An 18,729-nucleotide genomic window follows, 5' to 3' on the forward strand; every position below is an offset into this window, starting at 1 on the left:
CATAGCCTAGTGCGGACCGTGACGAGGCTTGCATCACACCTGCTCTAACACCCGATCCGCACCACCTCGGTCAACGACTCCCATGTCGAGGCGTGGCGGGGGTATCCATTCAGTTGTGCCGTCGGCGTGTTTTCGGGTGGTCCAGCCCTGGCCTAGGAGGCGGTGGTGGGGGCCGCAGGCGAAGGTCAGGTTATCGATGTCGGTAAGACCGCCGTGGGCCCATTCATCCACGTGGTGCACTTCACACAGGTAGCCGGGCACCGTACATCCCGGATGGGTGCAGCCGCGGTCTTTGGCGTGCAACACGATCCGCTGATCAACCGACGCAATGCGTTTCGAACGTCCCAGGTATAGCGGTCGGCTGTCATCATCGAAGACCGACAGGTAGTGGTGGGCGTGAGCGGCCATGCGGACCAGATCACGCATCGGCAACCTCGTGCTGCCGGCAGTGATGGCGATCCCGGCGGCGTTCTCCAACTCCTGCAGGGTAGTGGTGACCACGACCGTGACCGGCAGGCCGTGATGGGAACCCAGCTCGCCGGAGGCGACGGTCGAGCGCAAGCACGCCTGTAGCGCATCGTGGTTGCGTTGGGCGTTGGTGCGGGTGTCGTGTTCGGCGGCCTCAGGTGACGGTTCGCCATCCACGAGCGGTGATTGATCGGCCGGGTTGCACATGCCGGGGGCGGCCAGTTTCGCGAACACCGCATCCAGGTAGGCGCGGGTTTCGGGGTCGAGTAGTCCTGAAATTGGGGACATGCCATCGAACCCTTGCTGCCCGATGCTCACACCCCGGCGCCGGGCCCGATCCACATCGGAGAATTCGCCGTCGGGGTTGAGCAGGGCCATCATGCGTTCGGCACCGGCGCGCAGTTGTTCGGGTCGAAACTGCGCTGCCATCACAGCCAGCTGTTGTTCGGCCGCTTCGCGTGTCGGGGCATCCACCACCATCGGGAGGCGGTCAAAGAACTGTCGGACAATCCGCACATGTTCCTCGCCGGTATCGCCCCGCCCATGGGCCGCAGCCACATTCGGCAATACGGGCGCCAAGAATTCACCCGTCAACGCACGCCTAGGTGCCAGCTGCTGGGCATCGGCGATCCGGCGCCCGGCCGCACCCTTACTGATATGCAACCGCCGCGACATCACATCCGGGAATGACGTGCCGCCCAACTCCACAGGAGAGGCGTGGACCGTCACCTTGGAGATCAAACCCAAACCCCGAGAAGACAACCGACACCGCACCACCTCCAACCGCGCCAAGACCGTCAACGCTTCGGCAGCGGTGAGTTCCTCGATCGACCCAGCGCAGAAAGCGTCAACCGCCGCCTCTAACACCCCAATCGAACTCATATGCGAATCGTAAAGACACCCACCGACAACTAGCCGCTGATTGTTACCAATGAAGTTATTGAGGCAGAAGTGATTTCATGTCCGTGGGACCAACAGCTTCCCCCGCGCCTCCCGGAGTCGGGACGGTACTGACCGCACCGCAGTGAGCCGTCGTCGACCGACGACGGGAGTTGTCACACGGCAGCCAAATCCACTCCCCGCGTCTCCCGCGCAACGAGCAGCGCCACAAAAGTCAGCACACCGGCGACCGACAGGTACACGCCCACCCAGCCGACGCCGTAGTCATGCACCAGCCACGTCGCGATGAACGGCGCGACGGCGGCGCCGATGATGGAGGCGAAGTTGTAGGCGATCCCCGATCCCGTGTAGCGCACGTTCGTCGGGAAAAGCTCGGGCAGCAGCGCACTCATCGGCCCAAAGGACAAGCCCATCAACGCCATTCCAAGACTCAGGAAGACCAGCATGGTGGGCTTGTCTACCGTCGCCGGGTCGAGGAACCAGCCGAACGACAGCCCGAACGCGATGATTGCGGCGGTGAACGTCAGCAGCACGGGCCTGCGACCGTACCGGTCGGCCAGGCACCCGGATATCGGCACACATGCGGCGAACAGGAGCACCGAAACCAGCTGCATCTGCAGGAAATCGACGTAACTGATCGAAAGCTTGATCCCGGATTTGTCGAGCACCTTCCCCGTTCCATATGACGCGGCCCACGTGGTGACCACGTAGAAGATTGTGTACGTGGCCAGCATGACGAAGGTGCCGATCACCAGCTGGCGCCGCGAATTCCTGACCACCTCGGCCAGCGGCGCACGCACCTTCTTGCCCTCGGCGACGGCCTGGGTGAAGACGGGTGTCTCGGTGAGCTTGAGGCGCACATACAAACCCACGATCACGATGACCGCACTGGCCAGAAACGGAACCCGCCAGCCCCAGGACAAGAATGTGGGATTGGTCGCGGCTGTCTTGGCGTCGAATTTCAGCAGCAGCATCAGCAGCAGGAACGTCGCGTTGGCGAAGAAGAAGCCGATCGGTGCGCCGAGCTGCGGCCACATCGCCGCCCAGCCGCGCTTACCCTCCTCCGCGGTTTCGGTGGCCAGCAGCGCCGCCCCGGACCATTCGCCGCCCAAACCGAGCCCCTGGCAGAAGCGCATCAACGCGAGCAGTGCCGGAGCCCAGTAGCCAACAGTGTCGAAGGTGGGCAGCAGTCCGATGGCGAACGTTGCGATGCCCATCGTCATCAGCGACCCGACCAGGGTGGCCTTGCGACCGATCCGGTCACCGAAATGCCCGAACAGCATCGATCCGACCGGGCGCGCAACGAAGGCCAACCCGAAGGTCGCGAACGAGGACAGCAGCGCCGCGGTGTCATCTCCTTTGGGAAAGAACAACGTTGGGAACACCAACACGGCCGCGGTGGCATAGATGTAGAAATCGAAGAACTCGATGCTGGTGCCCACCATGGACGCAATGACGATCCGGCTCCGCGGAACGTTCACGGCGGCGGGTGAGGTCTCCGGTGCTACGGCCACCCGGCGGACACTAGCGCAGCGGTTCGGTCCGTGCCGAGACCGTCGCGATTTCGTCCACGCGGCTACAACAATCCGAGTAACTGCAGATCGGCGACGTACTTGACGATGACCGGCGCCGAAACGTGCGGGATATCTTGGCATGTACCGATTTTCGCCCGCCTCACGGCAGCCTGAAAACGGTCGGCCGGAGCATAGGACCCGTGTGTCGGCTCGGAGGCCCGCAGATGTCCGTGCTGCTTCAACATCATCAGCATCTGCAGTACAGAGCTCTGACGCTGCCGATCCGGCAACGCGTGCAGACCGGCTTCGAACTGCACCAACCAGTTTCCGAAGTCGCCGACGCGCTCGATCGGATGACCGGCCTCGATCAACCAGTCGATGTACTGGTCGATCCCGATGCCGTCGTCATGCGGGTTCATCACGTGATAGGTCTGGAACCCGTCGACCGCTTGAGCCCCCAAGGTGGCGATCGCCTCGGCGACGAATTCCACTGGCAGACCGTCGAAATGCGCGCGCTGCCGATTGCCGTGAGCGTCGAGCTGGTAGAACGATTCGGGCGCGACACCGGTCGCCATGATGCTCAGCACCATCCGGCTGACCGTGTCGGCCACATTCAGTTGGCCCGCGTAGCGGGTGTCGGCCATGACCATGCTGGAGCGGAACACGGCGACAGGCAGTCCGCACATGTCATGTGCCTCCCGCAGGAGCACCTCACCGGCCCACTTACTGTTGGCGTAGCCGTTCGCGTAGCTGCCGTCGACGGCGCGGGTGGGACTGATATCTCGAATGTCGGCGGCCTCGGTGAATCTCGACGGGTCAATCTGGCGGCCAACATCCGATGTTGACACGAATGTGTAAGGCTTGAGCTTCGTGGTGAGGGCGAATCGGATCAACTCGGCGGTGCCGACGACGTTCGGCGCGAAAAGCTCACCGTAGGGCAGGACGCTGTTGACGAAGGCCGCCGAGTCGACGATCAGGTCAACGGAGTCGGTCAGCCGCTGCCACGTCTGCACGTCAAGCCCCAGATTGGGTTCGCCCTTATCGCCGGCGATAACTTCCAGCCGGTCTGCCGCCAATTTCTCGAAGTGCGCCACCAGCTCGGGATCGCCGCTGTCGAATGCCATGTCGAGACGCCGCCGCGCATCTTCGTCGGAGGAGGCGCGCACCAAGCAGATCAGCGCACCGCCGACACGCTCCATCTCCTGCAACCAATGCAAGAGAAGGTGACGGCCGAGGAAGCCGGTGGCTCCGGTGAGCAGCACCCGGCGCGGATCGCCGCCCGCATGTGGCCGCGTGGGAGTAGCGACCAATGTTGCCGCGTCGATGAATTTGTCCAGCGTGAGATCGCTTGCGCGCACCTCCGTGACCCCTTGGCCGTGGACGGACGCAAAGCTCGGTCCGGTGGTTTCAGTGACAGCCACGGAGGCTCCACCGGTCAGATGCGCGCTCAGGCTTCTCACCGACGGCGCCTCGAACAACGTCCACACGGCAATGTCGGCGCCCAAAGCGGTGTTGATCGCCGCGATGACTCTCATGGCCGAGATCGAGTCCCCGCCGAGATCGAAAAAGGAGTCGTCGGTTCCGACCCGCTCAATACCGAGCACGTGCGCGTAGACGTCCGCGATGGTCTGCTCGGCCGCGTTCTCTGGCGCCCGGTAACGAGCGGCGTCGTGATACACGGGTGCGGGCAGCGCGCGCTTATCGAGCTTGCCGTTGACCGTCAGCGGCATTGCCTCGACCGCGATCACCGCGACAGGGACCATGTACGACGGAAGTCGCTCCGCCAGTGCGGCTCTCAGCATGGCCGGATCGGCGCCGCCCGTGAAGTACCCAACGAGACGCTTGTCACCGGGTCGGTCCTCCCGGGCGATCACCGCCGCTTGACCCACGCCGTCCAGCTCAGCGAGCGCCGCCTGAATCTCACCGAGCTCGATGCGATATCCGCGGATCTTTACCTGCTCGTCGGTGCGGCCCAAGTACTGCAGCTGACCGTCTTCTCGGTACCGCACCAGGTCTCCGGTGCGGTACATCCGAGCTCCACCAGCACCGAACGGGCATGCCACAAAACGTGATCCGGTCAATCCGGACCGATGGACATAGCCGACCCCGAGTCCCCGCCCGGCTAGATACAGCTCGCCGACGATGCCCGGCGGCACCGGGCGCAACCAGCCATCGAGTACGAATATCGCGCCGCCGTGGACCGAAGCACCGATGGGCACCATGCCGGTTTCGGGCACCAACGGCGCGCTGATCGCGGCGTAGATTGTCGCCTCAGTCGGGCCGTAGGCGTTGAGCATCAGCCGATCACGCGCCCACCGGTCCACTATGTCGGTGGGGCACGCCTCCCCTGCCACCACCAACACCACATTGTCCAAGCCTTCCGGGTCCAACATGGCTACCGCAGAAGGGGTTTGATGCACGATGCTGACCTTCTCAGCGACTAGCAGGTTGTGCAGATCCTCCGGCGAGCCCGCCACCGAATCCGGCACGATCACCAGCCGGCCACCATGGAGCAGTGCACCCCAGATTTCCCACACCGACACGTCAAAGACCAGCGAGTGCCACTGCGACCACACCTGCCCTTCCTCAGAAGGCAGGGTGCTCGCGATCAATTGGGTGACGTTGCCGTGTGTAATGGCCACGCCCTTAGGGACGCCCGTGGTACCGGAGGTATAGATCATGTACGCGATATCGTCCGGCTCCGGTGCCTGCGACGAATAAGTGTCCCGGTCATCGACTCGAGGATCGTCGATTTCGATAACGGGCACATTCGATCCGACCAAGCGAACGCGAAGCTCGGCCGTCGTGACGGCGACGATGGGTGCGGCATCGGCAAGCATGAATTCGAGCCGGGCCATCGGCACCGCCGGGTCGATCGGCAGGTAGGCCGCGCCCGTCTTGAGCACTGCCAGGATCGCGACGATCGCGTGATCGGAACGTGGAATCAACAGCGCCACAGACTCTCCCGGTCCGGCACCGTACGAGGCCAACCGGTTCGCCAATCGATTGGCCGCATTGTCGAGCTCACGGTAGGTCATCGACCGACCGTCGAAGGTGAGCGCCGCCGCCTCCGGCGCACGGTCGACCTGGCGGGCGAACATCCCCGGAATCGAACCCGCCGCAGACGGGGACCGGGCCAACACCTCCCGATTGCCCCAGTTGTCGAGTCGAGCACGCTCATCGTCGTCAAGCACATCAATCGACGGGACCCGCCGCGCGGGGTTGGCGGTCATGGCAACCAGGATCCGCCGGAATCGCCGCACCAAAGCTCCGATGCTGGCCACATCGAAGGATGCAGTGTCGAATTCGACGCGCAAGCCCAGCTCGTTGCCCGGTAGTGCCATCACCGACAGCGGGTAGTGGTTGTACTCGCGGCTGGTGAAATCTGTAATAGCCAAGCCCTCCACACCCACGAAGGCACTGGCGTCCACCGGATAGTTTTCGTACAGAAACAGGGTGTCGAACAAGCGCTCATGGCCAGCGAGACGATGAATCTCGTTGAGCGCCAAATGTTCGTGCTCAAGGGTGTCGTTGTGGCGGCTCTGCATCTGCCCCAGTAGTTCGGCTACCTTGGTGGTCGCCGTGGCGCGCGCCCGCACCGGGACGGTGTTGATCAACAGGCCGACCATCGAGTCGGACCCGGCCAACTCTGCCGGGCGACCCGACACCGCCGTGCCGAAGGTGACGTCGTCCTGACCGGTCAGCACCATAAGCAGCTGCGCCCACGCAGCCTGCAAGACCGTACTGACTGTGGTGTGCTGCAACCGCGCCAGATCGCCTACGGAGCGGGTGATCTCGGCCGGCAGGAGATACGACTCGACACCGCGCGGTCCCGGGGCGGCAAGCGGAGCGACGAGGGTGGGAGTGTCGAAACCCGTTAGCGCCCTGCTCCATGCGGCGCGTGCGGCATCACGATCCCGGTCAGCCAACCAGCTGACGAAGCTGCGGTACGACGGCGGGGCTGAAAGGCGCTGTCCGAAGTAACTTGCGAAGATCTCCTGCAACAGAATCGGCAGCGACCACCCGTCGATCACGGCGTGATGAAACGTCAGAACAAACCGGTGCTTGCTTCCCTCCGCACGGATCAACGCCGCCCGAAAGGTCGGCTTGTCTACCAGGTCGCACACCGCAATACGCTCGCCAGCACACAGCCGATCTATCTCCCCCTCGGAGTCGAGTTCGGCATACTGCCAACAAATCTCGGGGTTCGTCGGAATGACCTGCACCGGCTCACCGAAGTGCGTACAGAAATGAGCCACCAGGTTCGGATGCCGTTTCACCACGGTATGCACCGCATCACGCAGGCGGTGCGGATCGATGGCGCCGACGAGGGTGATGTCCAGTTGCACCGCATACACATCACCGAGCGCGGCGACAGTCGAGTGGAACAGCAGGCCCTGCTGCACCGGAGTAAGCGGCAGCACGTCGGCGATGCGGTGTCGGTGCGCCAATTCGTCGATCTGGTCTTGAGTCAGTCGGGCCGGAACGATGTCGGACGGAGTCAGCCCGCCGCCGCCGTCACGGACATGAGCGCAAATCCCCGTGAGGGCCTCAAACCACAGTCGGCTCAACCGCTGGACCGCGGGCGCGTCAATCGCCGAAGGCGCCCACGTCCACCCCGCCTGCAGACGTGGGCCGGTCGCTGCGCTCGTTTCCAGGATGCCGGCGTTGACTTCCACGGTGTGCATCACGGGCATCGCAACCGCCGAAGATGCGTCGGCCGACGACAAATTCTCCTGACTGATCTGCCACAGTTCGTCGGAAATGTCGGTCGCCCCGGCACCGAGGCGCCCAAGATAGTTGAACCCGATGGCTGGGTCCGGAGCCGTCAGGTCAATATCCGGATTCAGATAGCGCAGCATGCCATAGGTCAAGGGATCCGGGAGTGCGCGAAGTTGTTCCTTGGCGGCCTTCACGACGGCGCCCAGGGCAGAGCCGCCGTCGATCACCTGTGTCCACGGCAGCTCTCCCACGGACAGTGCCACCGGGTACTTGGCGGTGAACCATCCCACCGTGCGTGATAGATCAACGTCGGCGAACAGTTCTTCGGCACGGCCGTGACCTTCGACGTCGATGCCGATGGGTGCTGTGCTGGCACCGTGCGCGGCGGATAGGAATTCATTCCATGCCAATCCGTAGGCGATCAGCAGAATGTCTTGCACCCCAGCATGAAACGCCGCCGGTACCTCACCAAGCAGCAGCGCGGTGGTCTCGGCATCCAACGATACCGACAGGGAGCCGGCGGTGGCATAGGTGTCCAGGCCGGGTTGCACCGCCGATACCGCCGCCCGAACCGCGGATACCCCTCGCCAGACATCGGCCAACTGCATCACATCCGCGGTTCGTGCGTGCTCTTGTAACAGCGATGCCCACCGAGTGAACGATGTCCCACCGGCCGGCAGAACCGCCTCCTGACCGTTGCGATGCTGCGCCCAGGCAATATTCAAGTCTTCCAACAGTATTCGCCATGACACCCCATCCACGGCAAGGTGGTGGATCATCAGCGCCAACTCGCCCGAGCCGGGCGCCCACAAGGCGCTGAGCATCGTTCCGGCCGCCGGATCCAACCGCGAACGCGCCGCCACCAACGCCTCATCGGACAACGCCTCGACGGTGCGAAGACACGCTTGAGCATCGACAGAACCCTTGTCGGGCACCTCCAGTAGCCACCCGCGGTCACTGTTCTTGGCACGCAATCGCAGGGTTGCGTGCCGATCCAGCAGCGCCTGCAACAGAGCGGCTACGTCGGCCTCGGCGGTACCGGCGGGCGCCCGCAGCACCACCGTCTGATTGAACTGCGCCACTGCCCCAACGGGATCCCGCACGCCACGCAGCCAGCACATGATCGGGGTGGCCGAGACCGGCCCGATTCCCTCATCGACATCCGTGGACTCGCTGTCGGCTCGCGTCAGCACGTGGGCCAGCCGGGCCACGGTCTGCTCGACAAAGATGTCGCGCGGCCGGCACAAGACACCAGCGGCCCGCGCACGAGCGGCTACCTGCATCGACAAGATGCTGTCGCCACCCAGGTCGAAGAACGAGTCGTCGGTGCCGACCTGATCGATACCGAGCACCTGGGCGTAGATGTCGGCCAGAACCTTCTCCACCGGAGTGGACGGCGCCCGGTAATCCGCTCCACCGCTGTGGTATTCGGGTGCCGGCAAGGCGCGCTTGTCCAATTTGCCGTTCACCGTCAACGGCAGTGTCTTCAACACCACCACCGCCGCCGGAACCATGTACCCCGGAAGCCGCTTGGCCAGGGCAGTACGAACGCCAATCGGATCGGCAGTTCCGGTGATGTAGCCGACGAGGCGCTTGTCACCGGGGCGGTCCTCGCGGGCGATCACCACCGCCTGGTCCACCCCATCCAGCCGCACTAGCGCTGCCTGAATTTCGCCGAGCTCGATCCGATATCCGCGTATCTTGACCTGCTCATCAGCCCGGCCCAGATACTGCAGCTGCCCGTCCGCACCCCAACACACCAGATCCCCGGTCCGATACATTCGATCGCCCGGCATACCGAACGGGCAGGCCACAAACCGCAACCCCGTCAACGCCGTTCGGCGCCAATAGCCGGACCCGACCCCTGCACCCGCCAGATACAACTCGCCAACCACACCGTCCGACACCGGCCGCAACCATCCGTCAAGCACAAAGAAGGCCGCCCGTGCGACCGGCGAACCGATCGGCACCGGCTGGCCCGCCGCCCCTGCCTTCAGCGGCGCACTCTTGGACGCCCACATCGTCGTTTCGGTCGGCCCGTAGACGTTGACCATGACCCGCCCCGGGGCCCACCGGTCAACCAGCTCGGGCGGGCACGGCTCGGCACCGATCACCAACGCCGTCGACTCCAGCGCGTCCGGTGAGAGCATCCCGACTGCCGAGGGGGTTTGGGTCAACACCGTGACGCCCTCGCTGACCAGGAGTGCGTGGAAGTCCTCCGGCGAACGCGCCACCGCGTCCGGCACCACGACCAGCCGGCCACCGTGCAGTAGTGCTCCCCAGATCTCCCACACCGAGAAATCGAACGCGTAGGAATGGAACTGCGTCCACACCTGGTCCGGCGCCAGTTCCACGCCGATGTCCAACTCGTCGAATAACTGGACAACGTTGTGCTGCGTCACGGCAACACCCTTGGGAACACCGGTGGTGCCCGAGGTGTAGATGAGGTGGGCGAGGTCTCCGGGGGCCGGCACCGGTGGCGCCGTGCAGGGTTGGCCGCGGATGGCGGGATCGTCGACATGAACCACTGGCACCCTGAATCCGTCCAACTTGTGCGCAAGCGAAGCAGTGGTGATCGCGGCAACTGGGGCAGCATCGGTGAGCATGAAGTCGATCCGGGCCGATGGGAGGGCCGGGTCGATCGGCAGGTATGCCGCCCCCGATTTAAGCACCGCCAGAAGTGCCACGATGGCCTCGGACGACCGCGAAAAGAGCAGCGCCACAAACTGTCCCGGCCCCACGCCCTTTCCGGCAAGGAAGTGTGCCAGCCGATTAGCAGCCTCGTCGAGCTCGCGGTACGACATGGACCGGCCCTCGAAGGTCAGCGCTACCGCGTCCGGAGCACGCTCCACCTGCCGGACAAACACCGCCGGAATCGACAGCGCCGTCTCCGATCGCACTCGCAGCACCGCCTGGTTGCCCCATGCAGCAAGCTGGGCGTGCTCATCGTCGTCGAGCAGATCTAGGGACAACAACGTTCGGCCAGGATCGACGCTCATGATTGCCCCGATTCTCTGTCGCCCGCCTGTACCCGATTGCTCGATTGAACCGCCGCGTATGCGAGCGGTACAGCCTTTCGACCGACACCGAAACGTTCACCGCATCGGACGAGCTTTCGACGGTTCTACGCACTGCGACGATTTCGTGGGTGTGCCGAAAGGTAAGGGCATATTGTGTTGAAATGCTCGCCGAAGCACCTCCCAGCGGGTTGTAGGCCAGAGGGTTGTAGGGCACTGTGTTGCGACTCGAATTCACCGCGAATGACCTCGCATTGACGCGGTTTCTGCCCATGCCAGCTCCCTTGTTAGAGATGAAGTTCGCCAGCCGCGCGCTGCGGCAAGGCATTTGCACACCGTGGGGCGAACGATGGCGTTCTCACGCGCTGGCCGCCTTCCCGATATCGACGGCACCGAGACGAGCACTGGTGAACCACTTTTCGTGGTCATTGTCACCAACTGTGCTGGGCGACAATTTCGATGAGGGTATGCAGTCCATCCACGAACTGAGCCGGCAACAAGCGAACGCGGAGCTAACCGTCTTCGGGCGCGGCCCGACCGAAGGTTCCGGTGCGCCGCACTATCTCCGGCACGCCCTCGCCGGCGATCACGCGGCAAATATGGCGTTGGGGCGCATGACAACTAGCGCATACCGAGCGGTACTGGAACCATACTGGCCCGACATCCAGGCCAACCATCAGATTGAACTTGCCAGGCAGGGCCGCTTGATGGCGCGCCACGGTGTGCGAGCCGCACTGAGCGAGCTGATCCCCGGCGCACGATGGAATGGCCACTGCCTTGAGATCGACAGTCCACAACGCCGCACCATCGCGTTGCGCGGCCGAGGCATGGTGTTGACACCCAGCGTCTTCTGGGCGGGACCACCGCTAGTCGGCGAACTTGACGACCAGCCGGTCATCCTGGCGTATCCCACCCCCATCGATTTGCTCCTCCGTGTCGGCGAAGAATCCGACCCGCTCGCGGCCATACTCGGATCGACCCGAGCGGCTGTGCTGCGCGTGCTATCCGAGGAGCGCACCACCAGCAACATCGCCCGCGAACTCGGTATCAGCCCCGCATCTGCGTCCGAACACACCTCTGCACTGCGGCGCGCGCGGTTGGTACGCAGCCGCCGCGACGGGAAAGCCGTCATTCACGACGCCACCGCGCTGGGCCTGGACCTCATCGACGCGAACCGCTGGTAGCTGCCACAGAAGCCGCCTCGGCAACGGTTGCGCACGTCATCGTTGACAACGACGGTTGTTAACGTTCCAATGGTATGACGCGAACCGCTCCCCGGGAGGCAACGATGCCAAGCACAGCCGCACACACCGTCACATCGCGCTCGGCGGGCCTGCCGCCACGAGGCGATTCCCAAGCCCGGATTTGGCGACGCGGAGACGGCGCCACCCCCGCGGGGCAAAGCACCGGCCCCGACGGGCATCCGGATTACGGCTACTTCGGTCCGGGCTCGGTGACCTGGAAGGTGTTCCTGCATCCCTCGGTCGCGCCGATGATCGTCCTGGTGACGGCGCTCCTGGAGGGCAGCCACGAGGGGCTGCAGGCCGTGGAGATCAATCACGATCCGGTCTTCACCAAGAGCAAGCGCAATCAGATCGACTTCGATGACACCGTCAAACGCATTCAACGCACCGCTGGGGTCCCGATACCGATGATCTTCGGCGACACCGCAAGTGCCGACGCCCTGGCCGCGCACCTGCGCCACTATCACCGCAACATGAAGGGCATGATCCCGGGCACCGACCGGCCCTACGACGCACAGGGCCCCGCGCTGATCCTCTTCGCACACGTGACGATCATGCATGCGGCGCTGCGGATCTACGAGAACACGCCTGCACCAGGACGTCTCATCCCCCGCCGCCTTCCCGAAGCCCAACGTGACCAGTTCTTTTCGGAGGTCAAGGCATTCGCCGAACTCATGGGCGCAGATCCCGACACGGTGCCCGTCACCTCCGATGAGGTGGCGGCGTACTACGACTCGATCGAATCCGAATACCGGATGGTGCAAGGATTCGTCCCTGGCGGTGCACGATTCGCGCTATCGGTCATCAGAAACGCGCGCGGGTTCGGCGGGCTGACGGCCGCCGCGGTGGCCGCCATCACCCTCGTCACCGCCGTACCTTCCGTTGCGGTGGTGCCGCCAAAGGTTCGCCGCCATTTGGGAATTCCGCGAATCGCCGACCCTGTGCTGGCCATGCTGCTGCGGCTGACGCAGCCCGCGTTCCTCCCCTTCACCGTCGAGCCGATTGCCCGGCACATCTCTCGCCTGTTCATCGGCGACGACGGAATTACGTTGGGCGAGAACGCGCGCGAGCTGATGGAGCGATCCGCCTAAGACATCACACGCGCAGCGCGGTGAACGGTGCAACCGGAATCATCCTGACAATGAACCACGCCACGAACACCACCAGGGTGACCGCCGGCACCCATGTTCGCATCCAGGGCGGATCCCAATCGGCTTCTCCACGCCAACGGGTGCGGGTCCACGCGACGAAGCAGACCGCGAGAAACCCCAAGGCCACCAACGCCACCGCGTTGTAGTGCAGTGCGCCCAGCAGGTTGCCGTGCATCAGCGAATAGACCATGCGCAGGCCGCCGCAGCCGGGACAGTCAAGTCCGGTGGCCGCCTTAAACGGGCAGACGGGAAACACTCCGCCGGGCGTCGTCGGGTCGGCAAACCAGATGGCCGCACAACCCGCTGCCGCCACGCCAGCTATAGCGGCGGGGGCGGCCATTCGAGAGGCGACGGTGGTGGTCATCGAGGTCCAGTATCGCCCTCGGCTGGGTTGTCCACGCAAAAGCCCCCGACACGCGGTGGCATGTCGGGGGCTTTGTGACGACTGAGACTAAGCGGTCTCGGTGATCGGCCGGTCGACCCAGCTCATCAGGTCGCGCAGCTTCTTGCCGGTGACCTCGATGGGGTGCTCGGCGTTCTCCTTGCGCAGACCTTCAAGCTCCTTGTTGCCGCCCTCGACGTTCGCGACGAGGCGCTTGACGAAGGTGCCGTCCTGGATGTCCTTGAGGATGTCCTTCATGCGCTGCTTGGTGCCGGCGTCGATGACGCGCGGACCCGACAGGTACCCACCGAATTCGGCGGTGTCGGACACCGAGTAGTTCATGCGGGCGATGCCACCCTCGTACATGAGGTCGACGATCAGCTTGAGCTCGTGCAGCACCTCGAAGTACGCCATCTCGGGGGCGTACCCGGCCTCGACCATGACGTCGAATCCGGTCTTGACGAGCTCCTCGGTACCACCGCAGAGCACGGCCTGCTCACCGAACAGGTCGGTCTCGGTCTCTTCCTTGAAGTCGGTCTTGATGACGCCGGCGCGGGTGCCACCGATGCCCTTGGCGTAGGACAGCGCGAGCGCCTGGCCTTCGCCCTTGGGATCCTGGTGCACCGCGATGAGCGCGGGCACACCCTTGCCGTCGACGAACTGACGCCGCACCAGGTGGCCGGGGCCCTTCGGGGCGACCATGGCGACGGTGACGTTGGCCGGGGGCTTGATCAGACCGAAGTGGATGTTCAGGCCGTGCCCGAAGAACAGCGCGTCGCCATCCTTGAGGTGCGGCTCAATCTCGTTCGTGAAGATCGCGGCCTGCGCGGTGTCAGGTGCGAGCACCATGATCACGTCGGCCCACTTGGCGACCTCTTCGGGGGTGTCGACCTCGAGGCCCTGCTCGGTGACCTTGTCGCGAGACTTGGAGCCCTCACGCAGCCCGACCTTCACCTGAACGCCGGAGTCGCGCAGGCTCAGCGAGTGCGCGTGCCCCTGGCTGCCGTACCCGATGACGCCGACCTTGCGCCCCTGAATCAGGGTCAGATCCGCATCGTCGTCGTAGAACATCTCAACTGCCACTTGCTTAATTCCCTTCTTACTTCTTCTTTTGACGTCTTTATGACTACTTAGCCGCAGCTATCGACCGCGGGCCGCGCGACAACGCGACCACACCGGATTGCACGATCTCCCGAATACCGTACGGGTCGAGCATCCGTAGCAGGGCATCCAGCTTGGACTGGGTGCCCGTCGCCTCGATGGTCACCGACTCCGGCGATACGTCGACAACCTTGGCGCGGAACAGGTTCACCACTTCGATGACCTGTGCCCGCACCGCCGCGTCGGCGCGCACCTTGACGAGCATCAGCTCGCGAGCGACCGAATTTTCCTCTTCTTGTTCGACGATCTTGATCACGTTGATGAGCTTGTTGAGCTGCTTAGTGACCTGTTCGAGCGGAAAATCGTCGACGGTGACGACGATCGTCATGCGCGAAATATCTTTGAGCTCCGTCGGGCCCACCGCCAGCGAGGCGATGTTGAAGCCACGACGGGAAAACAGTGCGGCGACGCGGGCGAGCACACCGGGACGGTCCTCAACCAGAACGCTCAGCGTGTGGGTGCTTGTCATTCGTCTGCCACCAAATCATCGTCGTCGAACAGCGGCCGGATGCCCCGCGCCGCCATGATCTCGTCATTGCTTGTGCCCGCGGCGACCATCGGCCACACCTGGGCGTCCGCACCGACGATGAAGTCGATGACCACCGGGCGATCGTTGATGGCACGCGCCTCTTCGATCACCTTGGCCACGTCTTCCTCACGCTCGCAACGCAATCCGACGCAGCCGAGCGCCTCGGCGAGCTTCACGAAATCGGGGATACGCCGGCTGTGCGTCGCCAGGTCCGTCTGCGAGTAGCGCTGCTCGTAGAACAGCGTCTGCCACTGGCGGACCATGCCGAGGTTGCCGTTATTGATCAGCGCCACCTTGATGGGCACACCCTCGATGGCGCAGGTGGCCAGCTCCTGGTTGGTCATCTGGAAGCAACCATCACCGTCGACGGCCCACACCTCGGCCTCGGGCCGCGCCATCTTGGCGCCCATGGCGGCGGGAACCGCGAAGCCCATGGTGCCCAGACCACCGGAGTTGAGCCAGGTCCGCGGGTTCTCGTACTTGATGAACTGCGCGGCCCACATCTGGTGCTGCCCAACGCCCGCCACGTACACCGCGTCGGGTCCGGCGATCTTGCCCAGGGTTTCGATGACGAACTCCGGGCCCAGGCTGCCGTCGTGCTGCGCGTCGTATCCCAGCGGGTACGTGTCGCGGAGGCCGCCCAGGTAGGTCCACCACTCGGACAGATCGGTCGTGGTGCCGGTGGCCCGGTCGTTCCGGATGGCTTCGATCAGCTCGCTGATGACGTTCTTCACGTCACCGACGATCGGCACATCGGCGTGGCGGTTCTTACCGATCTCGGCTGGGTCGATGTCGGCGTGAATCACCTTGGCGCCCGGGGCAAACGAGTCCAGCTGCCCCGTCACTCGATCGTCGAACCGGGCACCCAGCGTGATCAGCAGATCGCTGCGCTGCAGTGCCGCCACGGCACCGACGGTGCCGTGCATCCCGGGCATGCCCATGTGCAGCTCGTGGCTGTCGGGGAATGCGCCGCGCGCCATAAGGGTGGTGACGACGGGGATGCCGGTCAGTTCTGCGAGCTCCTTGAGCTCCGGGGATGCGTCGGCGCGGATAACTCCGCCACCGACATACAGCACCGGACGCTTGGCGGCGGCAATGAGCCGGACCGCCTCACGCACCTGCTTACCGTGCGGTTTGGTGACGGGCTTGTAGCCGGGCAGGTAGATCTGCGGCGGCCAGCTAAAGGTGGTCTGCGCCTGCAAGACGTCCTTGGGGATGTCGACGAGAACCGCACCGGGCCGACCGCTCTGCGCGATGTAGAACGCCTCGGCGATGACCCGCGGGATGTCCTCGGCGTTGTAGACCAGGAAGTTGTGCTTCGTGATCGGCATGGTGATGCCGGAGATATCGGCTTCCTGGAAGGCGTCCGTGCCGATCATGCTCCGGCCCACCTGGCCGGTGATCGCGACCACGGGGATGGAGTCCATCTGCGCGTCGGCCAGCGGCGTAACCAGGTTCGTCGCACCCGGGCCCGAAGTGGCCATCATGACGCCGACCTTGCCGGTGGCGTGCGCGTAGCCGCTGGCCGCATGCCCCGCACCCTGCTCGTGGCGCACCAGCACGTGGCGGACCTTCGTCGAGTCGTAGAGCGGGTCGTACACGGGCAGGACCGCACCGCCAGGAATACCGAAGATGACCTCGACGCCGAGCTCCTCGAGCGACCGCACTACCGACTGCGCGCCGCTAACGCGCTGAGGTGCGACGACGCCGGGTCGTTGCTCCGCTGGATTACCTGCAGTTGGCGCCGACCGAGGATCCGGCCGGGTAGTCGGTGCGCTCATGGTGGTCTGTCCTCTTGTTGTGGCTGTACTGAAACCTATGGCAACAAAAAACCCCCGCCAGCGTCAGCTGTACGAGGGTTGCGCGTCGAGTGTGCGCGAGTTGCCTTGGACTCGGGCTACGCGTCGACGCGCATACCGATTACTACGAGCAAGGCTTGGTTGTTCACACCGCGCACGGTAGTCGTTTCTGGAGGTCCGAGTCAAATCCCTTCCCACCCCCGGGTTCGGCGAGTAAGACGTCAGCGAGAATGGCGGTATGGCCGAAACCAAACGCACCGTGATCCGCACATCCCCGATGGCGCATTTCGTCTCCGCGTTTCTGGCCCTCGGCATCTTGAGTTTCGTCCTGTACCTGCCGGTCTTGGCGCCGCTACTGGCCATCCCGATCCTCATCTCCTATGCCATCGTCCGGTACCTCACCGCGGTCGATACCGAGTCGGTGCAGGTCCGCACGCTGACATCCACCCGGACGCTGCCATGGACGGAGATCGACGGGCTCGGCTTCGACAAGCACGCCTGGGCCGAAGCGAAGCTCACCGACGGCAGCTCGCTACGGCTGCCCGCCGTCACCTTTTCGACGCTGCCCATCCTCTCGGCGGCCAGCAATGGCCGGGTACCAAATCCGTATGAGGGCGTCATCCGCGACTAGGCGACCGCACGCTCCTGCATGCCCCACGGGGCGCCGAACGTATTGAGACGTTCGAGGAACGGCAGGCTGTCGAAGGCTTCGGGCCCCAGCACCCCGGAGCCGCTCCACGCGCCCTCGGCGAGCAGTTCCAGCGCGACAACCGGGTTGACCGCGGTCTGCCACACCACACATTGGGCACCGTCGCGGGCCATCGTCCATTCGTTGTCGACAACGTGGTGCAGATAGACCTCACGGGGCCTGCCGTCCTTACCGGTGCCGGTGACCCACAAACCCGCACAGGTGGCCCCGCGCATGAGATGTCCCAGGCCGGCGGGATCCGGCAGACATGCCGCCAACACGTCGCGCGGACTGACCGAGGCATTACCAACCGATACCGGATCTGTGCTGTCCAGGCCCAGCAGATGCAGTGTGCGCAGGACGTTGATGAACTCCGCGCCGAGGCCGTATTTGAACGTCACCCGCCGGGCGTTCACCCAGCGCGGCATGAGCACCACTTCCTCGTGTTCGACGTTGACGCATTCGACGGGGCCGATGCCGCCCGGAAAGTCGAAAACCTCTGGTTCGCTGAAGGGTTCGGTGGTGAAGAAGCCCTTACCGCGTTCCCAGATCAGCGGCGGATTCAGGCACTCCTCGATAGTGGTCCAGATGGAGAACGACGGGGCGAACCGATATCCCTGCACCTCCAGGTTGGATCCGTCACGGGTGCCCAGCTCGTCGATCTCGGAGAACAGATGATCGGCGGCGTACCGTGCGAACACGTCGCTGAGACCGGGCTCGACCCCGATGCCCACCAGCGCCAACAAACCTGCAGACTCCCACTTTTCGGTGGCGGCGAATTGTTCATCACCGAGCATCACACCCGGCAGCTCGTGGGGCTTGTCCGGATGGCGATGCGACAGGCTCATCGCCATGTCCAGGTACGTGACCCCGGCCGTGAAGCATCCCTCGAAGACGCTCATGACGAATCTGGGATCAACAGCGTTGAGCACGTGGGTGATTCGGTGTTCTCCGCACAGAGCCGTGATGTCCTGCGCCGAGGATGCATCGATTCGCGCCGCGGCGAAACGGGGGTCGCCGAGGCGATCCACCACGGTCTGCGCCCGGGCAATGTCGTAATCAGCGATCACGAGCGCCTCGAAGAATTCCCGGCGCGCCGCGATGAGCGCAGCCGCGCTGCCCACTCCCCCGGCACCAACGATGAGAATCCGCAC

General features: G+C 64.4%; 11 protein-coding genes. 3 read left to right on the top strand and 8 right to left on the bottom strand.

Features of this window, described 5'->3' with window-relative positions:
* Positions 1 to 33: 33 nt before the first annotated feature.
* From FZI91_RS01065 to FZI91_RS01075, 3 genes are all read right to left on the bottom strand, one after another.
* The gene (locus FZI91_RS01065; RefSeq protein WP_155936876.1) at positions 34 to 1,350 is read right to left on the bottom strand and encodes an HNH endonuclease signature motif containing protein; all 1,317 of its coding nucleotides are present in this window, start codon (positions 1,348 to 1,350) and stop codon (positions 34 to 36) included.
* A 173-nt stretch (positions 1,351 to 1,523) separates the two neighbouring features.
* Positions 1,524 to 2,882: an MFS transporter gene (locus FZI91_RS01070; protein ID WP_162525869.1), complete on the bottom strand. Its 1,359-nt coding sequence runs from the start codon at positions 2,880 to 2,882 to the stop codon at positions 1,524 to 1,526.
* 62 nt (positions 2,883 to 2,944) lie between these two features.
* The gene (locus FZI91_RS01075) at positions 2,945 to 10,603 is read right to left on the bottom strand and encodes a non-ribosomal peptide synthetase (RefSeq protein ID WP_155936877.1); all 7,659 of its coding nucleotides are present in this window, start codon (positions 10,601 to 10,603) and stop codon (positions 2,945 to 2,947) included.
* A gap of 236 nt (positions 10,604 to 10,839) precedes the next feature.
* Here FZI91_RS01075 and FZI91_RS01080 point away from each other — a divergent pair, with 236 nt between their 5' ends.
* On the top strand, positions 10,840 to 11,805 hold the full coding sequence (locus FZI91_RS01080; protein WP_162525426.1) for a helix-turn-helix domain-containing protein: 966 nt from the start codon (positions 10,840 to 10,842) through the stop codon (positions 11,803 to 11,805).
* A 104-nt stretch (positions 11,806 to 11,909) separates the two neighbouring features.
* A complete protein-coding gene (locus tag FZI91_RS01085) occupies positions 11,910 to 12,956 on the top strand; it encodes an oxygenase MpaB family protein (protein WP_155936879.1) in 1,047 nt (348 codons plus the stop codon).
* Positions 12,957 to 12,960: 4 nt separating this feature from the next.
* On the opposite strand, the gene FZI91_RS01090 is transcribed toward FZI91_RS01085, so the two are convergent.
* The 4 genes from FZI91_RS01090 to FZI91_RS01105 all read right to left on the bottom strand — a co-directional run bounded on the left by FZI91_RS01090 (position 12,961) and on the right by FZI91_RS01105 (position 16,869).
* Complete coding sequence (locus FZI91_RS01090) at positions 12,961 to 13,380, bottom strand: DUF2752 domain-containing protein (protein ID WP_155936880.1); 420 nt, start codon at positions 13,378 to 13,380, stop codon at positions 12,961 to 12,963.
* Positions 13,381 to 13,467: 87 nt separating this feature from the next.
* Positions 13,468 to 14,538, bottom strand: a complete 1,071-nt coding sequence (ilvC, locus tag FZI91_RS01095; RefSeq protein WP_155936881.1) for a ketol-acid reductoisomerase — start codon at positions 14,536 to 14,538, stop codon at positions 13,468 to 13,470.
* The gene (ilvN, locus tag FZI91_RS01100; RefSeq protein ID WP_155936882.1) at positions 14,525 to 15,028 is read right to left on the bottom strand and encodes an acetolactate synthase small subunit; all 504 of its coding nucleotides are present in this window, start codon (positions 15,026 to 15,028) and stop codon (positions 14,525 to 14,527) included. The genes ilvC and ilvN overlap by 14 nt, the downstream gene beginning before the upstream one ends.
* Positions 15,025 to 16,869 (bottom strand): acetolactate synthase large subunit, encoded by a 1,845-nt coding sequence (locus FZI91_RS01105; protein ID WP_155936883.1) that lies wholly within the window; start codon positions 16,867 to 16,869, stop codon positions 15,025 to 15,027. The genes ilvN and FZI91_RS01105 overlap by 4 nt, the downstream gene beginning before the upstream one ends.
* A gap of 256 nt (positions 16,870 to 17,125) precedes the next feature.
* Here FZI91_RS01105 and FZI91_RS01110 point away from each other — a divergent pair, with 256 nt between their 5' ends.
* Positions 17,126 to 17,518: a PH domain-containing protein gene (locus FZI91_RS01110; RefSeq protein ID WP_155936884.1), complete on the top strand. Its 393-nt coding sequence runs from the start codon at positions 17,126 to 17,128 to the stop codon at positions 17,516 to 17,518.
* Here FZI91_RS01110 and FZI91_RS01115 read toward each other — a convergent pair.
* Positions 17,515 to 18,729 (bottom strand): saccharopine dehydrogenase family protein, encoded by a 1,215-nt coding sequence (locus FZI91_RS01115; protein WP_162526611.1) that lies wholly within the window; start codon positions 18,727 to 18,729, stop codon positions 17,515 to 17,517. The two genes, FZI91_RS01110 and FZI91_RS01115, sit on opposite strands and share 4 nt — an antisense overlap.

The organism is Mycobacteroides sp. CBMA 271 (assembly GCF_009729205.1).
Taxonomy (GTDB): domain Bacteria; phylum Actinomycetota; class Actinomycetes; order Mycobacteriales; family Mycobacteriaceae; genus Mycobacterium.

What these genes read in the sequence shown, in the direction of transcription:
- FZI91_RS01085 (WP_155936879.1), top strand. Translation starts at nt 11,910, where the DNA reads ATGCCAAGCACAGCCGCACACACCGTCACATCGCGCTCGGCGGGCCTG.
- FZI91_RS01075 (WP_155936877.1), bottom strand. Translation starts at nt 10,603, where the DNA reads ATGAGCGTCGATCCTGGCCGAACGTTGTTGTCCCTAGATCTGCTCGAC.
- FZI91_RS01090 (WP_155936880.1), bottom strand. Translation starts at nt 13,380, where the DNA reads ATGACCACCACCGTCGCCTCTCGAATGGCCGCCCCCGCCGCTATAGCT.
- FZI91_RS01105 (WP_155936883.1), bottom strand. Translation starts at nt 16,869, where the DNA reads ATGAGCGCACCGACTACCCGGCCGGATCCTCGGTCGGCGCCAACTGCA.
- FZI91_RS01065 (WP_155936876.1), bottom strand. Translation starts at nt 1,350, where the DNA reads ATGAGTTCGATTGGGGTGTTAGAGGCGGCGGTTGACGCTTTCTGCGCT.
- ilvN (WP_155936882.1), bottom strand. Translation starts at nt 15,028, where the DNA reads ATGACAAGCACCCACACGCTGAGCGTTCTGGTTGAGGACCGTCCCGGT.
- FZI91_RS01110 (WP_155936884.1), top strand. Translation starts at nt 17,126, where the DNA reads ATGGCCGAAACCAAACGCACCGTGATCCGCACATCCCCGATGGCGCAT.